Annotated in this window: 12 protein-coding genes and 1 pseudogene; 8 read left to right on the top strand and 5 right to left on the bottom strand. The window is 38.9% G+C overall.

The genetic code is table 11. The features are described from left to right. Window positions 1-105: 105 nt before the first annotated feature. From P4S71_RS01640 to P4S71_RS01650, 3 genes and pseudogenes are all read right to left on the bottom strand, one after another. Window positions 106-540: an AraC family transcriptional regulator gene (locus tag P4S71_RS01640; RefSeq protein ID WP_337149904.1), complete on the bottom strand. Its 435-nt coding sequence runs from the start codon at window positions 538-540 to the stop codon at window positions 106-108. 90 nt (window positions 541-630) lie between these two features. Next, complete coding sequence (locus P4S71_RS01645; RefSeq protein ID WP_337149905.1) at window positions 631-1680, bottom strand: DUF6414 family protein; 1050 nt, start codon at window positions 1678-1680, stop codon at window positions 631-633. 512 nt (window positions 1681-2192) lie between these two features. Beyond that, window positions 2193-2596 (bottom strand): annotated as a pseudogene (locus P4S71_RS01650) (hypothetical protein). 256 nt (window positions 2597-2852) lie between these two features. On the opposite strand from P4S71_RS01650, the gene uvrA reads away from it, so the two are divergent. Then, window positions 2853-5411, top strand: coding sequence for an excinuclease ABC subunit UvrA (gene uvrA, locus P4S71_RS01655; protein WP_337149906.1), 2559 nt, complete (start codon window positions 2853-2855; stop codon window positions 5409-5411). Window positions 5412-5463: 52 nt separating this feature from the next. On the opposite strand, the gene P4S71_RS01660 is transcribed toward uvrA, so the two are convergent. Continuing rightward, window positions 5464-5955, bottom strand: coding sequence for a DUF2798 domain-containing protein (locus P4S71_RS01660; protein ID WP_096794411.1), 492 nt, complete (start codon window positions 5953-5955; stop codon window positions 5464-5466). A 64-nt stretch (window positions 5956-6019) separates the two neighbouring features. Continuing rightward, complete coding sequence (locus P4S71_RS01665; protein ID WP_337120831.1) at window positions 6020-6610, bottom strand: rhamnogalacturonan acetylesterase; 591 nt, start codon at window positions 6608-6610, stop codon at window positions 6020-6022. Between the two features lie 1009 nt (window positions 6611-7619). Between P4S71_RS01665 and P4S71_RS01670 the strand changes: the two genes are divergently transcribed. The 7 genes from P4S71_RS01670 (at window position 7620) to P4S71_RS01700 (ending at window position 18322) form a co-directional block, all read left to right on the top strand. Further along, window positions 7620-10649 carry a TonB-dependent receptor gene (locus P4S71_RS01670; protein WP_096794409.1) on the top strand — a complete coding sequence of 1010 codons (3030 nt, stop codon included), beginning with the start codon at window positions 7620-7622 and terminating at the stop codon, window positions 10647-10649. Window positions 10650-10962: 313 nt separating this feature from the next. Further along, window positions 10963-12336, top strand: coding sequence for a glycoside hydrolase family 28 protein (locus tag P4S71_RS01675; RefSeq protein WP_337149907.1), 1374 nt, complete (start codon window positions 10963-10965; stop codon window positions 12334-12336). Window positions 12337-12350: 14 nt separating this feature from the next. Next, on the top strand, window positions 12351-12980 hold the full coding sequence (gene eda, locus P4S71_RS01680) for a bifunctional 4-hydroxy-2-oxoglutarate aldolase/2-dehydro-3-deoxy-phosphogluconate aldolase (protein WP_007377238.1): 630 nt from the start codon (window positions 12351-12353) through the stop codon (window positions 12978-12980). Between the two features lie 64 nt (window positions 12981-13044). Then, window positions 13045-14490: a glucuronate isomerase gene (gene uxaC, locus P4S71_RS01685; protein ID WP_337149908.1), complete on the top strand. Its 1446-nt coding sequence runs from the start codon at window positions 13045-13047 to the stop codon at window positions 14488-14490. Window positions 14491-14547: 57 nt separating this feature from the next. Further along, window positions 14548-16230: a DUF4861 domain-containing protein gene (locus P4S71_RS01690; protein WP_337149909.1), complete on the top strand. Its 1683-nt coding sequence runs from the start codon at window positions 14548-14550 to the stop codon at window positions 16228-16230. Between the two features lie 44 nt (window positions 16231-16274). Beyond that, on the top strand, window positions 16275-17099 hold the full coding sequence (locus P4S71_RS01695) for a glycoside hydrolase family 88/105 protein (protein ID WP_337150163.1): 825 nt from the start codon (window positions 16275-16277) through the stop codon (window positions 17097-17099). 29 nt (window positions 17100-17128) lie between these two features. Continuing rightward, complete coding sequence (locus P4S71_RS01700) at window positions 17129-18322, top strand: glycoside hydrolase family 88/105 protein (RefSeq protein WP_096794406.1); 1194 nt, start codon at window positions 17129-17131, stop codon at window positions 18320-18322. Window positions 18323-18324: the final 2 nt, after the last annotated feature.

Genomic DNA, 18324 nt, shown 5'->3' on the forward strand with positions numbered 1-18324 from the left:
CGCATGATGGGTGGTGTGGGGGCTGGAGGTTAGAGACCTCCGGCTACCCGATTAGGCTTTTGTACGCTGAACTAGATTACAGTATTGGAAGATACACATCTGTGATCATATCCGATTCTTTAATTTGAGGACCAACATTAACATAATGAAAAAAATGGGGAAATCAGTAAGTGTTTCACCACTTTTAGGTAACCACTCTTTATATAAGTCTCTCGCTGTAGTCATATTTTCACGTGAGCCTAAATGACGAACTTTTGCGCAACGTAGAGCTGGAATTGTTTTAGCAACAACTCCATAGGTATTTTTGGCAATTTCATGTTCAACAGAAACACATAAATCTACGCGATAATCTGATGGTGAAACTATATTAGGATCATTGTAATGAACCCCATAGCTACGATGAAGTTCCGAAGGTGGTAGTTTGTTTTCTTTACGCCATTCGACAAGTTTCATGATGGAATTATTTTCAAACATAGGAGAACCGTGATGTTCAACAACCGCAACTTTTGTTTTAGGAAAATTAATTATTTCAACGTCCATTTATACTCCTAACTAAAGAAAAGCCTAACGCTTTGCTAAGAGGAAAATAATAGTTGGCTATACTGTGCGAGGCACGAGCGCGGCCAACTGTTATTTTTCCTGCTTGAGTAACTTGTTAGGCGACGTTTGACGATAAACAAGAATTGGATGAACTAACACTCGAGGGTATCTACAAGTTCTTACCATAGACTCCATACCATCAAAACCTCTAAACATACCTCTAAATGCGCTTTCAACACTTTCATGATCTTCAAGCTCATCTTTCTCGAATTCAATTAACGGCTTAAACTCTTCATCTTCTTCATTCGGGACAGAAGTAACAACTCCAATAATAGTAAATTCTTCTGTTGGAAAAGAGCCGTATGTAAAATGAAAAGCTGTAGGATCTTGTATAGCAAAATTAGATGAGTCTAGGTGCCCAAATAAATGCTCATCCATTTCACCACTAAAAGGATAAACTCTAATGTTTATAATATTTGGTAAAAAAGCATCTATCCATGTTTTCATTCCATCCAATATCCATTGTGGAACTACATCAACACCTGTAACAGATGCTTTTAATTGATCAAGATTAGATTGAAGTTCTTTAGCTTGTTGCTTAGCTTTCTGTTTTTGATTTCTATCACCGCTAGCATTCTGTAAAGATTTGATTTGGTCTACGATCACTTGATATTCAGGGGAGCTTTCAAGCGTATTTGATGAACTCTTATTTATTAATTCGACTATTGACGGAAAGTCTTGACCAATTTTCTTCATCCTCTCATAGTCTTCGAAAACAACTCTGCCGGTGCACTTAACACAAAGCGCATTTTTAAGAATATCTCTAACTTCTGGGCTTTTTAACGTCTGAGTTTCGTCTAAAATAGATAAGTCTAAAAGGTAGCCATTAGAAGAAAGCTCTTTTTCCAATTCTTGTAACAGTGCATGATGAGGTTTGATTGTAGCTTTACTTTGTTCTTTTTCGTGCTCAACACCACCTGCGTCATGTTTAAATACTTTAAAGTCATAATTTCTTTTATTGTCTGACGTTGAACCTTTTTCTTTTTGAGTTTCTTTTAACTCAACAACTCCACCTGTAAGTTGGCTATATAGTGATATAGATTTTTCCAAATCAACATATAAATAGTCATATAAATTCATTACTAAATTTCCTTATCGCACACTCGGTGCTATTCCAGTCGCCTAACATCTTTATCAAAGGACACTTTCCCTATTTTAGCGCGAAAACGTCCTTATTTTGTGAACTTATATTAATAGCAAATAGTGTAAGTTATTACCAGCTATAAATATTATGCTTGCTGTAGGTTATTTCGCTATGTAAAAAAAGGGAAAGTTTCCTCTTATTCTTACTAAGTTAATAACGACTCACCTGAATGACCGCTTATAGCTCTAAGCCGACTAATGGATACATGCAATTTGCAGATACTCAATACTTTAAAAACCTTCGCTATATTACCAAGCTGAAAAGTAACTCCAACAGCACACTATTTTGCCATTATAGGAGCTTGTTATTCTGTTTTTAAGACCATACTTTTCGATTGGGTAAGTATTACTAGCACAAATAGTATCTCAGTGATCCCGCCAATTACAAAATTGGCATTTAATACAATACGCAACAATACTCTAAGGCAGCATAATTGCACTAATATTAGTTACAAATCGTTACTCGAATACACACTTAAAATAGGGAATTTATAATCGGCAAACGATACAGTTACCGATTGTGTTTCGTTGCCTTTAAAACCGAGTTTAAATTCCATTGGCATGAATCGGCTGCCGTCAGCAAAAGTGCAAGTAAGTGCTCCTCGCCTAATTCTCGATTGCCCGACGATAAGTTAGTTAGCGTTATAACAGCCCAGCGTTCGCCCTCTTCATTGCTCATTAATACATAATTAACGATTTTAAAATCCCCTTTTTTAGGGGTTATGTTGCTATCGTTTGCAAACGATAAGTGCATGCTATTTGGTACTGCACGGTCAACATTTAGCGCTTTGATAGAGTCGGCTTGGGTTGCCCACGAAAGCACCAATAAAATGATCACTAAGGCTTTATTCACTGTTAGTTCCTTTTTATTACCAAGTAACATACCTAGTAAATTACATAACAATAACTGTTTAAATTATATTCGCATTCCATACCTATTATGTAAACAAACAATCATCGTAATTTTATCCAGCGCTTTGGCTGCGCCACTACAGACTAAGCGCTCATTCAGTGTGCTTGCGCTACTTTGGGGTAATAACGAGTGATAAGAGTAAATAATTCAAAGCTAACTTAAAGTAAAAAGCGCGATTAAACAGGAGTATAAACGTATGGCAAGCACACATAAAAACTCAACTATGGATTTATCTGATCCCAGTAACAGCATTCAAGTAAGAGGGGCACGCGTTCACAACTTGAAAAATGTAGACGTTGATTTACCTCGTAACGCATTGGTTGTTTTTACAGGAATATCGGGCTCTGGAAAATCGTCGCTTGCGTTTGGAACGCTGTTTGCTGAGTCGCAGCACCGCTATCTTGATTCAGTATCGCCTTACGCCCGTAGGTTAATAGATCAAGTTGATGAGCCCGATGTTGATTCTATTGAAGGACTACCGCCTGCCGTTGCTTTGCAGCAGCAACGCGGCGCACCCTCGGTTCGCTCATCCGTTGGCAGCATAACAACTATTTCTAACGCGCTACGCATGCTTTACTCTCGTGCTGGCGATTACCCAGCTGGGCAGAGTATTTTATATGCCGATGCGTTTTCGCCGAATACGCCACAAGGTGCGTGCCCAGAATGCTCAGGAATAGGCCGAGTGTTTGAAGTAACCGAAAAGCTACTTGTGCCAGACGATACAAAAACTATTCGCCAGCGCGCCATTGAAGCGTGGCCACCAGCATGGCAAGGTAAAAACCTAAGCCGTATTCTTACTTCCCTTGGTTATGACATAGACACACCTTGGAACAAACTTTCTAAAAAAGCACGGGATTGGATTTTATTTACCGACGAAACACCTAGTGTGCCGGTATACCCAGATTACACCTATGAGCAAACACAAAATGCGATAAAAAATAACGAAGATCCAAGCTACATGGGAACTTTTTCAAGCGCTAAACGCTTTGTTTTACAGTCTTTTGCTACTACCCAAAGCCCGCGTACTAAAAAGCGCGTATCACAGTTTATGCAAATATCGCAGTGCCCTACTTGCCAAGGTAAAAAATTAAAACAAGCATCGTTAAGTGTTAAATTTGCAGGGCTTGATATTGGCGAGCTATCTCAACTTACATTAAACGAGCTTGCTAAAAAACTAAGTAACGCCGCCAATACCAAAGTAAATAAAAATACAAAAAATCCAGAGCAAGCCATTGTTACGCAGCGCATTGCCAGCGATATACTCACCCGTATTGAAGCACTAACCATGCTTGGTTTAGGATACTTGTCGCTTGAGCGTACAACGCCAACGCTCTCACCCGGAGAGCTACAACGATTGCGACTTGCCACACAAATTCGCTCTAAATTATTTGGGGTAGTTTACGTGTTAGATGAACCTTCAGCGGGTTTACACCCTGCAGACACTCAAGCACTTTTAAAAGCGCTTGATGAGCTAATAGCGGCTGGCAATTCTGTATTTGTTGTTGAACACGATGTTAGCGTTGTTGAACATGCTGATTGGATTGTTGATGTAGGCCCTGATGCCGGTGTGCATGGTGGCAACATTATTTACAGCGGCCCTGTTGAAGGGTTAAGAAAAATAAAAAATTCGCACACCGGTCGTCACCTTTTTGCTAAAAACGCCAGTCAAGAGTCAACTCAAAACAGCGCGCAAAAAAAGGAGCAAAGGCAGCCAAAAGCGTGGTTAAAATTGGCAGATATTGAGCGTAACAATCTTAAAAAACTCAATGCAGAATTTCCACTAGGTGTTATGACAACCGTTACTGGTGTTTCGGGCTCTGGTAAATCAAGCCTAGTAAGCCAAGCGTTAGTAGAACTTGTTTACGAAGCACTTGGGCAAAAAGTAATACCGGAAGCGCCAACCGACGAAGCCGACTTACTCGAACAAGAGCTGCAAACACACACCAGCGGAAAAATCATTGAAGGAATAAATAATATAAGCCGCCTGATTACCGTAAATCAAAAAGCGATTGGCCGTACCCCTCGTTCAAACTTAGCTACCTATACGGGTTTATTTGATCATGTGCGTAAACTATTTGCTTCTACCCAAAAAGCGAAAGAGCGCCGTTACGATGCCGGTCGCTTTTCGTTTAATGTTGCTAAAGGTCGCTGTAAAAACTGTGAGGGCGTTGGCTTTGTAAGTATAGAACTGCTGTTTTTACCTAGCGTTTACTCACCTTGCCAAGTGTGTCATGGCAAACGTTATAACGAGCAAACACTTGAGGTTACATATCGTGATAAAAACATCAGCGATATTCTCAATTTAACGGTTGCATCGGCGTATACCTTTTTTGAAAATGAACCTGCAATACTGCGATCACTCGATGCACTTATGCAAGTTGGTCTTGGGTATTTACGTTTAGGGCAACCTGCCACTGAGCTTTCGGGCGGTGAAGCGCAGCGTATTAAATTAGCAACCGAGCTGCAACGTGCGCAGCGCGGTAACACACTTTATATTCTTGATGAGCCAACTACAGGCCTGCATCCATCGGATGTATCAATGCTAATGGCGCAGTTAAATAAATTAGTTGATGCTGGCAATACCGTTATTATGGTTGAACACGATATGCAAGTAGCCCGCAATAGTGACTGGGTAATTGATGTAGGACCCGGTGCTGGTGAAGAAGGCGGCTTAATTGTAGCGCAAGGGAAACCTACAGATGTAGCCCAATCTAAAATAAGCCGAACAGCACCTTTTTTGAATGGCGCAATTTAAAGAGATGGTAAACACTAAATAACAAAAAAGAGCCAATGGCTCTTTTTTGTTATTAGCTTTTTAAAAAGCGTTCTATTTTAGGTTTTACCGTAACCGACATTATCAGCATTATAGTTAAACCTATTGGTAATGCAGCTAATAATCCTTCAGCCCATCCAGTTACAAATACACGCATATCTGCATAGCCAATATTATTAGTAGCGGTAACAAACGCCATCACCGACTCCATGATCAGCGCCATAAAAACACTAATCACTAAATTACGTTTTAGCTCGCTACTACTAGGCAATAACTTATTAACTAGCTTATGCATTAAGGTCATCATTACAAAACCAACAGGCGCCATTACAAGTACTGCACTTATAAATGAGGTAAACCAATCTGCATAAAAATGCTCTGTAACACCCACATTCACATAAGTCATAATGCCAGTTAAAGTACCGCCAATTAAGGTAATAATACTTACCATAACAAGTATTTTATAAATTACAGGTGTTTTTTTAAGCTCAACCATTACTGGATTTGCTGATACGGATGTACTCATTTTTGGGCATGCCTTAAGCGTTAAATAGATGACAAAATCAACTATAGCAAATTAATTGATAATATCAACCTTTTAGTTTTAAATGCTTTGGATCGGGAGTACGTAGCTTTTTTACCAATGGGTGGTTCAATATTTTTAGTTGAGTTAATACCAATTGTGCGACTTCGCGTGCACCAAGCTGATTTAAATGCGTATCATCTGTTACCCCAAATGGGTAGTTAGGGTGTAAATTTGCACCAATGTGCATAAAACGAAGTGCAGAACCTTTATCACCCAAAGATTGAAAATATGCCGTGGTTACCTTTTCCATATCTATAAAATCAACACCTGTTTCTTGTGCAACCTGACGGACTTTATCAGCGTATATAGGGTGTGTCTCTTTTAAAGTACCCATTTTGTTAAAGTAACGACGCGTAATTGGAGTGAGCAAAATAGCATGTGCTTTTTTAGCATTAATATCATTAATGAAATGAGTAAGATTATCTGCAAACTGTTCAGGTGAGGTATACCTATCTATTTTTTTCTTGGATTCATCATTGTGGCCAAACTGAATAAACACGTAGTCACCAACTTGAATATTATCTATTATTTTTTTCCATAGCCCTTCGGTTTTGAATGTACGCGTGCTACGACCATTTTTAGCTAAGTTGACCACAGAAACTGATTCATTAAAAAAATGCTGAATGGCATACCCCACCCTGTTTCAGGATAGTCTTTAACATCTTTAATAGACATGGTTGAATCCCCAGCCATATATATATGTGTTGTACCTTGTTTACTCATTGCAAAAAAACTACTCAATATTAGTATTGAGCCTACTATTTTTTTATCATTATTATCTCCTGCTTACGAAATAAGCTATAACGCTTGGCTAATTGACTGATTTAATTCAAAGGCTTTTATTAAAAATAACACAATTGCCACCGGTGGCAAACAAAATAATATATAGTCCATATATTATTCAGTTGTGCTTAAAGAGTGTTGAACTTTTTGGATTGATATTTGTTCAATTTAGGGGGCGATTAAATCGCTTTGCTCGGTTTTTTGCCTAGTGGGCTAAGTAAAAACCGAGCAAAGTTTCCGCATCCGCCTTGTCTAAACGGCTGTAAATTTAACCTCGAAAGATAAGCAAACCCAAGGGCGTGTTGATCTTTGTGGATTGAAATTTGTTCAATCTAGGGGCGATTTAATCGCGGCGCTAGGTTTGTAACCTAGTGGGCTAATTAAAAACCGAGCAACAAAGAGTTAATCGTCCCTAGAAAGAACCTAAAGGGCAGCGCATGTTTGGCATTTATGCTGCGTTATCGCCTATTTATGGGGAATAACCACACTACATAGGCTCTGCCTTGCCTAAAAACCAAACAGCCTGCTGCAAATTCAACCACGAAAGGTCAACACGCCCTAGTCTATTTCAGATAATTAAATGTTAAATTATGTGAACTAAGTATTAATTTTATTGTTTTTATTATTTGACAGTCGCTATTTTTAGGTATAGTTTTCATCGCGTGCCACCGGTAGCAATTTATATCGTTCATTCATTGGCATTTTAAATTAAATTACTTAAACATATATTTTTCAGTCATTTATGTTAAATATAGCAAACACATGGCAAAACACCGACACGGCCATGTAATTTATAACAATAAAACACAACTGGGATCGCAATGGCAGCAATTACACACAACTTTAAACTAAACACACTCATGACCTATCTTATTTTAGGTGGCGTAATTACTAGCAATGCTTTTGCAGCTGAGCAATCACAGCAAAAGGCCAGTGACGACAGCGATGACATAGAAATCATTCAAGTAAAAGGTTATCGCGGTAGCATTAACGCAGCTCTTATGGCAAAACGTGAAGCTGTTGGCACACGCGAAACCATTATTGCAGAAGACATTGGTAAATTCCCCGATTTAAATGTAGCAGACTCTCTTGCTCGTGTACCCGGAATTTCAATTGAAGAAGATGCCGGCGAAGGTCGTCAAATCACGATTCGTGGTTTAGGTTCTCGCTTTGTTAAAACAACTATTAACGGTATGGAATCAGCATCTGCTGGTGCTGCAACAGATGCTGCTGGCGGTTCAAATACTTCTCGTGCATTTGATTATAATGTATTTGCATCTGAGCTTTTTACTCAAATTGATGTCGATAAAACAGTTTCTGCCGAAATGGAAGATGGCGGTATTTCAGGTAATGTTAATTTACAAACGGCGCGTCCATTTCAGTATGATGGTTTTAAAGGTTCTTACAACGTAAACGCCCGCTACAACGACATTTCTGAAGATGTATCCCCTCGCATTTCATTTATGCTGAGCAATAACTGGGATAACAAATTTGGAGTGTTAGCATCGGTTGCTTACAGCGATGGAACAGTACAAAGCGAAGGATCATCAAGTGTGCGCTGGACCGTCAATAACCCAAAATACCAAGATGATGGTTTACCTGTAACGCAAGGCGGCACTAACTATTTAACGGCTTCGCCTAAAACACTATTACAAGAAAATGGTAACTATACTGATGATAATTTAGATGGCTTATATTTACCGCGTATCCCTCGCTATTCTATTTTTTCTAAGCAGCAAAAACGTTTAGGTGCAACGGTTGCTTTTCAATACGCTCCCACCGACAACCTGTCTATGAATTTAGACATATTACATGCAGCCCTTGATACAACAATGGATGAATATCAATACTCTGTATTATTACGTGACCAAAAAGACATTGTTCCAGAAAACATACATATAGATGATAACAATACAATTGTAGCGGGAGCCTATTCTAATGCAATTATTCGCTCTGAAGCTCGTCAAGATAAGGCTGAGTCTGACTTTGACCAAATAAGTTTTTCTGGTGATTGGTATATTAACGATCGCCTTCAAATGAACTTTTTAGTTGGTATGGGTAAATCTGATTTAGACGTTCCTTACTCTAGAACATTTGCACTCGACAGCGCAGGTTCGACTGTTGCTTATAGTTACGATAGTAATATTGACCCTTTGGAGTTAATAAATAATCCAGGTGGAGTAGCAATAGGCAGTGGTGAGTTAAATTCGACCATGCCTTCATTTGCATTTGCTGCTGGCCAAGCCCCTGGCGCCACATTTACACGTGCCGATTTAGAAAATTCAATGGTAGATGGTAACAACTACGCCGCAGCTCTAACACGTAACCGCGCTCAAACAATTGAGAGTGAAAATAGTACAGTTAAAATCGATTTTAGCTACGAGATAAATGACCAATACACAGTTAAATTTGGTGTAGGTCAACGTTCGTTTGAAACAGAGCAGCATGATTATCGATCTTCGTGGAAAGACCTTAATATTGAAACAAATAAAACCAGTGGAAAAAGTGCTGAAACACGCGTTATGGATTTAGATAATTCACAAATAAATGGCTTATTATTTTCAACTACGTTAGATAAACAAGGTGTCAAATTTGGTAATGATGCTTCAGTACCTGCCACATCAACACTAAACGATGGCACATGGTTAACGCCTGATTACAATGCAATGATGGCTGCATTTTCAGGTCGTGATTTTTTCGAAGCTAAAGAAGAATATAAACGCACATATTATATTAAAGAAGAAGTAACAACAGCGTATGCTCAACTTAACTTTAGGCACGACATTTTTGATAATGAACTGCGCGGTAATATAGGTTTACGTTATGTTGATAATAAAAATACCAGTCGCATCGTTAATTTAGATCACATCTATAAAGATGGTTACACAGCAGGTCGCGGCGACGGTGCAAATTTTGATAACGGCTACAGTTGGCGCGAATCAGTAAGTAAAGGTGACGAATGGTTGCCATCGTTAAATATTGCTTACGATATCACTGAAGATCTAGTTGGTCGCTTTAGTTATTCACATGCGATAACTCGCCCTAAATTGTCTGATTTACGCTCATCGATTAGTGTTAATGTCCCTGATGAAAACGATCCTACAGCATCAATTAAACGTGGCGCGGGGCCCTCTTTACAACCTTACAAATCGAAACAATATGATGTAGGCCTAGAATGGTATTTTGCAGAAGAGTCGCTTATTGCAACTTCATTATTTTATAAAGATATTACTGGCTTAACTAAGGACAGTAGTGATGAGGTATTAACGCAAGATGAGTTGGATCGACTCGGGATTGATATTGGTGATATGGACCCAAGTACTATAACTTGGCAAGTATCTCAACTCGTTAATACGGATGCCGAGGGTATGTGGGGGGCTGAATTTATCTATCAGCAACCTTTTACATTTTTACCTGCACCATTTAATAATTTAGGTCTGCAATCAAACTATACCTACATTGATTATTCTCGCGATGTTGAAGACCCTTTCTATGGTACTGAGCTAAATTTGGTAGAAGAAGAAACGTCCAAAAATTCGTACAACATTACACTTTATTATGAAGAAGAAAGCTGGTCGGCACGTTTTTCTTATAACTACCGCAGTGGGTATAACAAACAGTACCTCAATGAATATAAGGATGAATCTACTTTTGTACGTGGTTATGATGCAAAAGCTAAACTTAACTTTTCTGCTCGCTATGAGTTGAGCGAATCGATGAGTGTGTCGTTTGAAGCAGTTAATTTAACGGACGAAAAACAAGAACAATGGAATGATATTTATACCCAGCGTCCTTATGAGAGCTTATCCTCTGGTCGTCAATTTTTAGTAGGCTTGCGCGGATCATTCTAACAATGATCTTACCTAAAATAGCCGGTAACTTTGTTACCGGTTATTTTATATCAAAAAGCTATAGTGATTTTAATTATCACAAAAACAAATTGCCACCGGTGGCAATGGCTGATAAAGTTAATTTATAATAACTAACTCAATAATATTTAATCGTGTTAGTTAAGCGTACCAACAGCACTACTAATAATAAATAAGGTGCCACACTGTAGGATACATACATGGATAATACACGTAGATTTTTTATAAAGGCAGTTGCATCTAGTACATTACTTGGAGGAGCGTTAGTTGGATGTAAATCAGCCCCCTTGTCGATATGTTAAGTAGCCCTGTAAGAGGTGATGACTGGAAAATGGCAGATGCGATTAAATCATCCATTAAAGTCCCCTCGTTCCCAGATAAAACATTTAATATTATTGATTTTGGCGCTAACGGCGATAATAAAACTAACAATACTGTCGCAATTAATAATGCAATCAAATCCTGTAACGCCCAAGGAGGGGGACAGGTAATTATTCCTCAAGGTCAATTTATAACAGGCGCAATTCACCTACTTTCTAATGTTAATTTACATCTAGAGGAAGGCGCTATACTCAGTTTTAGTACAAGCCCTGAGGACTATCTTCCAGCTGTATTTACCCGCTGGGAAGGCCTGGAAATGATGGGTTACTCACCGCTTATTTATGCTTTCGAGCAAGAAAATATTGCTATAACAGGCAAAGGGATTCTTGAAGGTAATGCAAATAATACCACCTGGTGGCCATGGAAAGGTAAGCACAAAGAGGCTCACTGGGAGCTTTTAACTGACAATAATGGCCAGATAATTGAGCAAAAAACAGCTCGAGATAAGTTAATGCGAGATGCTGAGCAACATATCCCCGTTGAGCAGCGCATTTATGCTGATGGCGCTTATTTACGCCCTCCTTTTATACAACCTTATCGCTGTAATAATGTACTTATTGAAGGTATCACAATTAAAAACTCGCCATTTTGGCTAGTAAACCCTGTACTTTGTAATAGTGTTACGGTTTGCGATGTCACTTTTTCAAGCCATGGACCTAATTCTGATGGCTGCGACCCTGAAAGCTGTAATCACGTCCATATCAAAAATTGTGTATTTGATACCGGAGATGACTGCATTGCAATTAAATCAGGAAGAAACGCTGATGGACGCAGAGTAAATACAGCCTCACAAAATATTGTCATTGAAAACTGCCATATGAAAGAAGGTCATGGCGGCGTCGTAATAGGCAGTGAAATTTCTGGCGGTGTGAATAATGTTTTTGTACAAAATTGTACTATGGATAGCCCCCATTTAGAGCGTGCTATTAGAATCAAGACCAACTCAGTTCGAGGTGGTTTAATTGAACACATCCGTATTCGTAATATTGAAGTTGGTACCGTTAAAAATGCGATTGTAATTAACTTTTACTACGAAGAAGGCGATGCGGGGCAATTTGATCCCATTGTCCGCGATATAAAAATAGACAACTTACATTGTAAAAATGTACTCAGTAAAGCCCTTTATCTTAATGGCTTTGCCCGTGATCCAATTAAAGATATTACGCTAACAAACAGCCACTTTGACCAAGTCGGTGATGAATCAATCGTTAACCATGTGACTAATTTTACAATTGATAATGTCACACTAAACAAACAACCAATGTCATTAGCTAAAATAACCCAGTAAAAGGTAGTAAATGAATGAGCAATAAACCGTTTTCCGCATTAATGGCATCACAACCTATTTTACCAATCATTCAAGCTAATGATGAACAACAAGGTATTGATATAGCAAACGCAATGTACGAATCAGGGATTCATCTTGTTGAAGTTGTATTAAGAACAGAGCAATCGATTAATGCCTTAAAAGCTATAAAACACGCAATACCAAACCTTATTGTTGGTGCAGGAACGGTGACGAGTACACATATTTTGGACAAGGCACTTAACGCAGGTGCTGATTATATTGTTACTCCTGCCGTCTCTTCTAAATTACTGGATGCGCTTTCTAGCTGTGAAGTTCCATGCTTACCTGGTGTATCAAATACTTCTGACATATTACTTGCAACAGAGTTTGGTTTTAATGAACAAAAATTATTCCCCGCTTCTCTTGCTGGAGGCCAGCCTTTTTTAAAAGCAGTATCGAGCGTATTTAAAGATGTTCGCTTTTGTCCAACAGGTGGAATAAATCAAGATAATTATCAAGAATATTTAGCTCTGAGTAATGTTTTTGCCGTAGGTGGTACATGGGTAGCCAATCCTCAATGGGTGATAAATAAACAGTGGCAACTTATTACACAGGCATGTTCACACGTACTCGAAGCTAAATAATTTAAGTTTATAAAATTTGCCACCGGTGGCTAAATAGGTAAAAGAAATGAATGCAGGAATTTCCATGACGAAGAATATTGAACAATTAAAATTACACCCAGACCGTCTTTTCTCAAGTGATCCAAGCGTTATTAAGATTGCACGCCAACTGTATGAAAAAATAAAGGATTTACCAATTATTAGCCCACATGGGCATACGGATCCAAGTTGGTTTAACGAAAATAAGAACTTTGGCAACGCAACTGAACTCTTTATTAAACCTGATCACTATGTATTTAGAATGCTGTACAGCCAAGGTATTGACCTTACCACGCTAGGGATCCCCGAGCATGGCCTTGAAGGTGATATGGAACGCTCGAGAAATGCGGATCCAAAAAAAGCGTGGCAAATTTTTGCTGACAATTATCACCTATTTGCTGGCACACCAAGTGGTTACTGGTTAGATGCGGTATTTAGTGATGTATTTAACTTTACAGAAAAACTTTGCTCTGTAAATGCACAAGACTACTATGAAAAAATAACGGCGGCCTTAGCAACAAAAGCATTTAAGCCACAAGCACTGATGGACAGATTCAACATTGAACTAATTGCAACAACTGAAGGTGCTTTGGATACACTCGCGCACCATAAAGCGATTGCTGGTACATCGATGGAAAAACGTGTTATTACCTCGTTTAGACCAGATGATGTTGTTGATGCAAGCCGAGAAGACTTTATTGAAAATATAAAAAAACTAGGTGAACTAACCAACCAAAATACTGCTACATGGCAAGGTTATCTAAGTGCAATTCAAACTCGCCGTGATTATTTTAAACAAGAAGGCAGAGCAACAGCAACTGATCATGGTCACCCTAGTGCACTAACTGCTGATTTAAGTTTAAATGAATGTGAAGCCCTTTTTGAAAAATGCCGTACAGGTCAAGCAACAGAACAAGAACAAGAGCTTTTTCGCGCCCAAATGCTAACTGAACTGGCTGGAATGAGTATAAAAGATGGCCTAGTGATGCAAATTCATCCGGGGGCACACCGAAATCATAACTTACCAATATTCAATCAATTTGGCCGAGATAAAGGCGCAGATATACCAAGTCAAACCGAGTATGTTAATGCACTTAAACCGCTGTTAAGTAAATACGGAAATAACCCAAATCTAAAGATTATTCTATTTACCCTTGATGAAACAACTTACAGTCGTGAACTTGCGCCCCTCGCAGGCCACTACCCTAGTTTAAAACTAGGCCCAGCATGGTGGTTCCATGATAGCCCCGCAGGTATGTTAAGATTTCGTCAGCAAGCAACTGAAACTGCTGGATTTTATAACACGGTGGGCTTTAATGATGATACGCGAGCATTTTTATCAATTCCTGCACGTCATGATGTAGCACGCAGAGTAGATTGCCGATATTTAGCCGAGCTGGTAACAAATCATCAAATTAATGAAGAAACAGCTCACACGTTAGCTTATCAATTAACCTATGGGTTAGTTAAAAAAGCATATAAATTAGATTAGCTTATTTAATTAACAGCCAAGTACTTTTTGCTTGGCTGTTATTATTGGGAGAAGATTATGACAATAAACGCCCCTTTAAAACAGTTTGCACTCACATCCGGTGCTATTATTTTTGCAAGTTTGTTTCTATCGGCTTGCCAGCAAAAAGAAAGCATTGCAGCATTACCAACACTTAAAAAAGCGCCCCCTTTAGCACAAATAGAAATCAGTAACCCCTCTGATTTTGCACGTCCTGATGAGCCTATCTACGTGAGCTACTACGACTTAGGCCTCACATCAAAAGAAGCACTCAGCGTTTTCAGTGCTGATGTGGAACTTCCAAGTCAAGCAGTTGATATTGACTACGATGGCACTGTTGACGGACTTTACTTTGTTGTTGATTTAAATAACAGCACACCTGTCAGTATTACTATTGAAAATACACCTGTTAGTGTTAAACCTGTCGATAAAGTAAAACGAGTACAGGCAGATCTTGCCCATAAAGTTGCTGGGCAATGGCACCCGCATAGTCGCCCCCCTAAACACCAAATAAATACAGGTAAAAAAGAATACGTTGGAGGTCATTTTGAAAATGTTAAATCACTTACACCGCCAGATTACTATACGGACCATTCAAATTGGATACGCTATGAAGGACCCGGTATTGAATCAGACAAAGTAGGCTATCGCTTTTATTTAGATTGGCGAAATGGCTTTGATATTTTCGGTAAATTAACACCAGAACCCGTGTTACACCAAGTTGGCTTAGATGGATATGAATCTTATCATCACAAAGCACGTTGGGGGATGGATATCCTTAAAGTAGGAAGCTCTCTCGGTGCAGGCGGCTTTGGTGTAATGAATACAAAAAACCAGCTTGAGCACGTCGCCAATGTAAAAACACGGACAGCACGCATTGTCGAAAATGGCGATTTACGCGCGAGTGTACAGCTAGATTATAACGACTGGAAAAGCTCATATAATCAACAAAATCTTGTTGCTGATATTAGTATGCATGCAGGTTCACGCCTAGCAAATGTAGCACTAAAGCTAAGTAAAGACTTACCGAATATGGCTACAGGCATTGTTAAACATGAAAATACTGTGTTCATACAAGGTGATTTAAACAACTTAAGTAACTATGGCTATAGCTATATTGCTAGTTGGGGTAAACAAAGCTTAGATAAATCACCACTTGGTATGGCTATTTTTTTCAAAAAAGGCGATCTAAAAAAAGTAACCGAAGATAAAAACAACTATCTCGCGATACTTGAGCCTAAAGGGGATAAATCTCAGCAACGTGTTAATTACTATTTTGCTTCAGTGTGGCAACCAGAAAGCGGCATAAATAGTAAAGATGCTTTTATTGATTATTTAAACAAGGAAGCCGAAAAATTAACACAAAAACCACGTTTGCGAATTAAAACGCGTTTATCAGCAGCTCAATTCAAAGCACCACTTGATGCAAAAAGTGCTTTAAAGTGGACACAGGCATTAGCTGACACCGAGCTTTCTCATAAAGTACTTGGTTATCACTATATGGGCTGGGATGTAAACCGTAAACGCTTACCAAAATTTGAATACGATATCATTGGTATTCAGCCTTACGCATATAATCAGTTAGCTCTATTGACCGGAAAAAAACAGTACAGCGAAGTCATTGAAAAAGTAACCGCGAGCTTCATTTCTGATCAAGGTAAAATTTATGCGTATAAAAAAAGTAACTTCAATATTGATAACATCCCCCTGGCCAAAACTTAATTAGCTTATATGAGCGTACAGGTGAGGCTAAATACCGTGTAGCTATTGAAACACTTAGAGAACAATTGCACGATCAACCACGCACCTCTGCTGGTGCTTTTTGGCATAAAAAGAAATACCAAGGTCAAGTATGGTTAGATGGTGTTTACATGGGTATGCCATTTTTAGCTCATTATGCAAAAAAATTCGAGCTTGGTCATAAACAGCAAGAAACGCTTAATGAAGTAGTCAACGAATTTAAACTTACTCGCGAATTTTTACGCGACTCAAATACAGGGCTTTACTACCATGCATGGGATGAGCTAAAAGCACAAAGTTGGGCTGATAAAAACACAGGATTGTCGCAAGAATTTTGGGCTCGCGGCATGGGCTGGTTAGCCATGGCTGTTGTTGATGTACTGGATTATATTCCGACAGAAAATATCGAGCAGCGTGATTTTTTAGTCACAATGATTGGTGAGATTGCCGTTAGCCTTAAAAGTGTTCAAGATCAAAACACCGGAACATGGTGGCAAATACTTAACAAACCTGCGCAGCGCGGTAATTACCGCGAGTCGTCAGCCACAGCAATGTTTATTTACTTTTATGCCAAAGCAATCAATAAAGGCTACTTAGCTAAAGAATATACTGCTTTAGTAAAATCAGCTTATAAAGGTTTACTCAGTGAATTTACCCTTGTTCATAAAGATGGAACTGTTTCTATGCTAAATCAATGCTACGTAGCAGGGTTAGGTTTTGGTCGTGATGGAAGCTATGACTATTACATGAGCGAACCTATTAGCCGTAACGATCCCAAAGGTGTTGCACCATACATTTTGGCTGGTATCGAAATGGTTAAGCTACTAGGTATAGATAACTCAGTAAAGTAAGTCATTCTTCAAAATAAGGTTGCGTTACTATGCATTTACCATTTAGTTCAGCTGTATTTTCAGTGCTTATCTGTATTTTTTGTTGTGTTTTTACTTTGAAAGCCGAGCCATTACCAAATGAAAATTTATGGTCTATCAGAATGGCTGAATCAGAGATGCAGCGCAACCCACAGGCGTATACCCTCGATTGGCGCAAAGCGCCACGTTGGGATTACACACACGGCCTTGAGCTACTCGCATTCTCTCGACTTTATCAAAATACAAAAGACAAACGCTACTTTGATTATATACGTGAGTATGTTGATAGCTTAATTAATGAAGATGGCACCATTAAAAGCTATCAACAGAGTAAGTATAATATTGATATGCTCAACGCCGGTAAATTATTGTTTTTTATGTATGATGAGACTAAAAACAATAAATATCGCTTAGCAATCGATACTCTTTACAAGCAGCTAGAACATCATCCTCGTACTAAAGAAGGTGGGTTTTGGCATAAAAAGCGTTATACCTCCCAAATGTGGCTCGATGGGCTTTATATGGGTGCGCCCTTTTATGCACAATATATACGCCGCTATGGCAGCGAAACGCAATTCGACGATGTAATCAAACAGTTTGAATTAATAGAAAAATACCTTTATCGCAGTGATACTAAACTACCTGTACATGGGTGGGATGAATCTAAACAACAGGCATGGGCAAATCCTAAAACAGGACAATCGCCTAATCATTGGTCTCGTTCTATTGGTTGGTATGCCATGGCAATGGTCGACGTACTTGACCAACTCCCGAACAATTACAATAAAAAAATGTGGCTAAACACACGCTTTAAGGCGCTAATTGATGCCGCTCTTATTTACCAAGATAGTTCTGGCACCTGGTTTCAAGTAACTGATAAAGCAAGTATTAAAGGCAACTACCTAGAATCATCAGGCAGCGCTATGTTGACTTATGCTATGGCTCAAGGTGTTATGAACGGCTACCTTCCTGCGGACTACTTGTTACATGCACAGCGAAGCTACAACGGTTTAATTAAACAATTTATTTTAGTCGATGCAACGAACCAACGTATTTCTTTTACTCAGACATGTGCCGTAGCAGGCCTTGGTGGTACACCCTATCGCGATGGTAGCTTTGGGTATTATATAAGTGAGGATATTCGAGCCAATGATCCTAAAGGCGTAGGGCCATTTATTTTAGCTAGCCTTGCTTTGATGCGTTAAGG

The organism is Pseudoalteromonas sp. B62 (assembly GCF_037162565.1).
Classification (GTDB): domain Bacteria; phylum Pseudomonadota; class Gammaproteobacteria; order Enterobacterales; family Alteromonadaceae; genus Pseudoalteromonas; species Pseudoalteromonas fuliginea.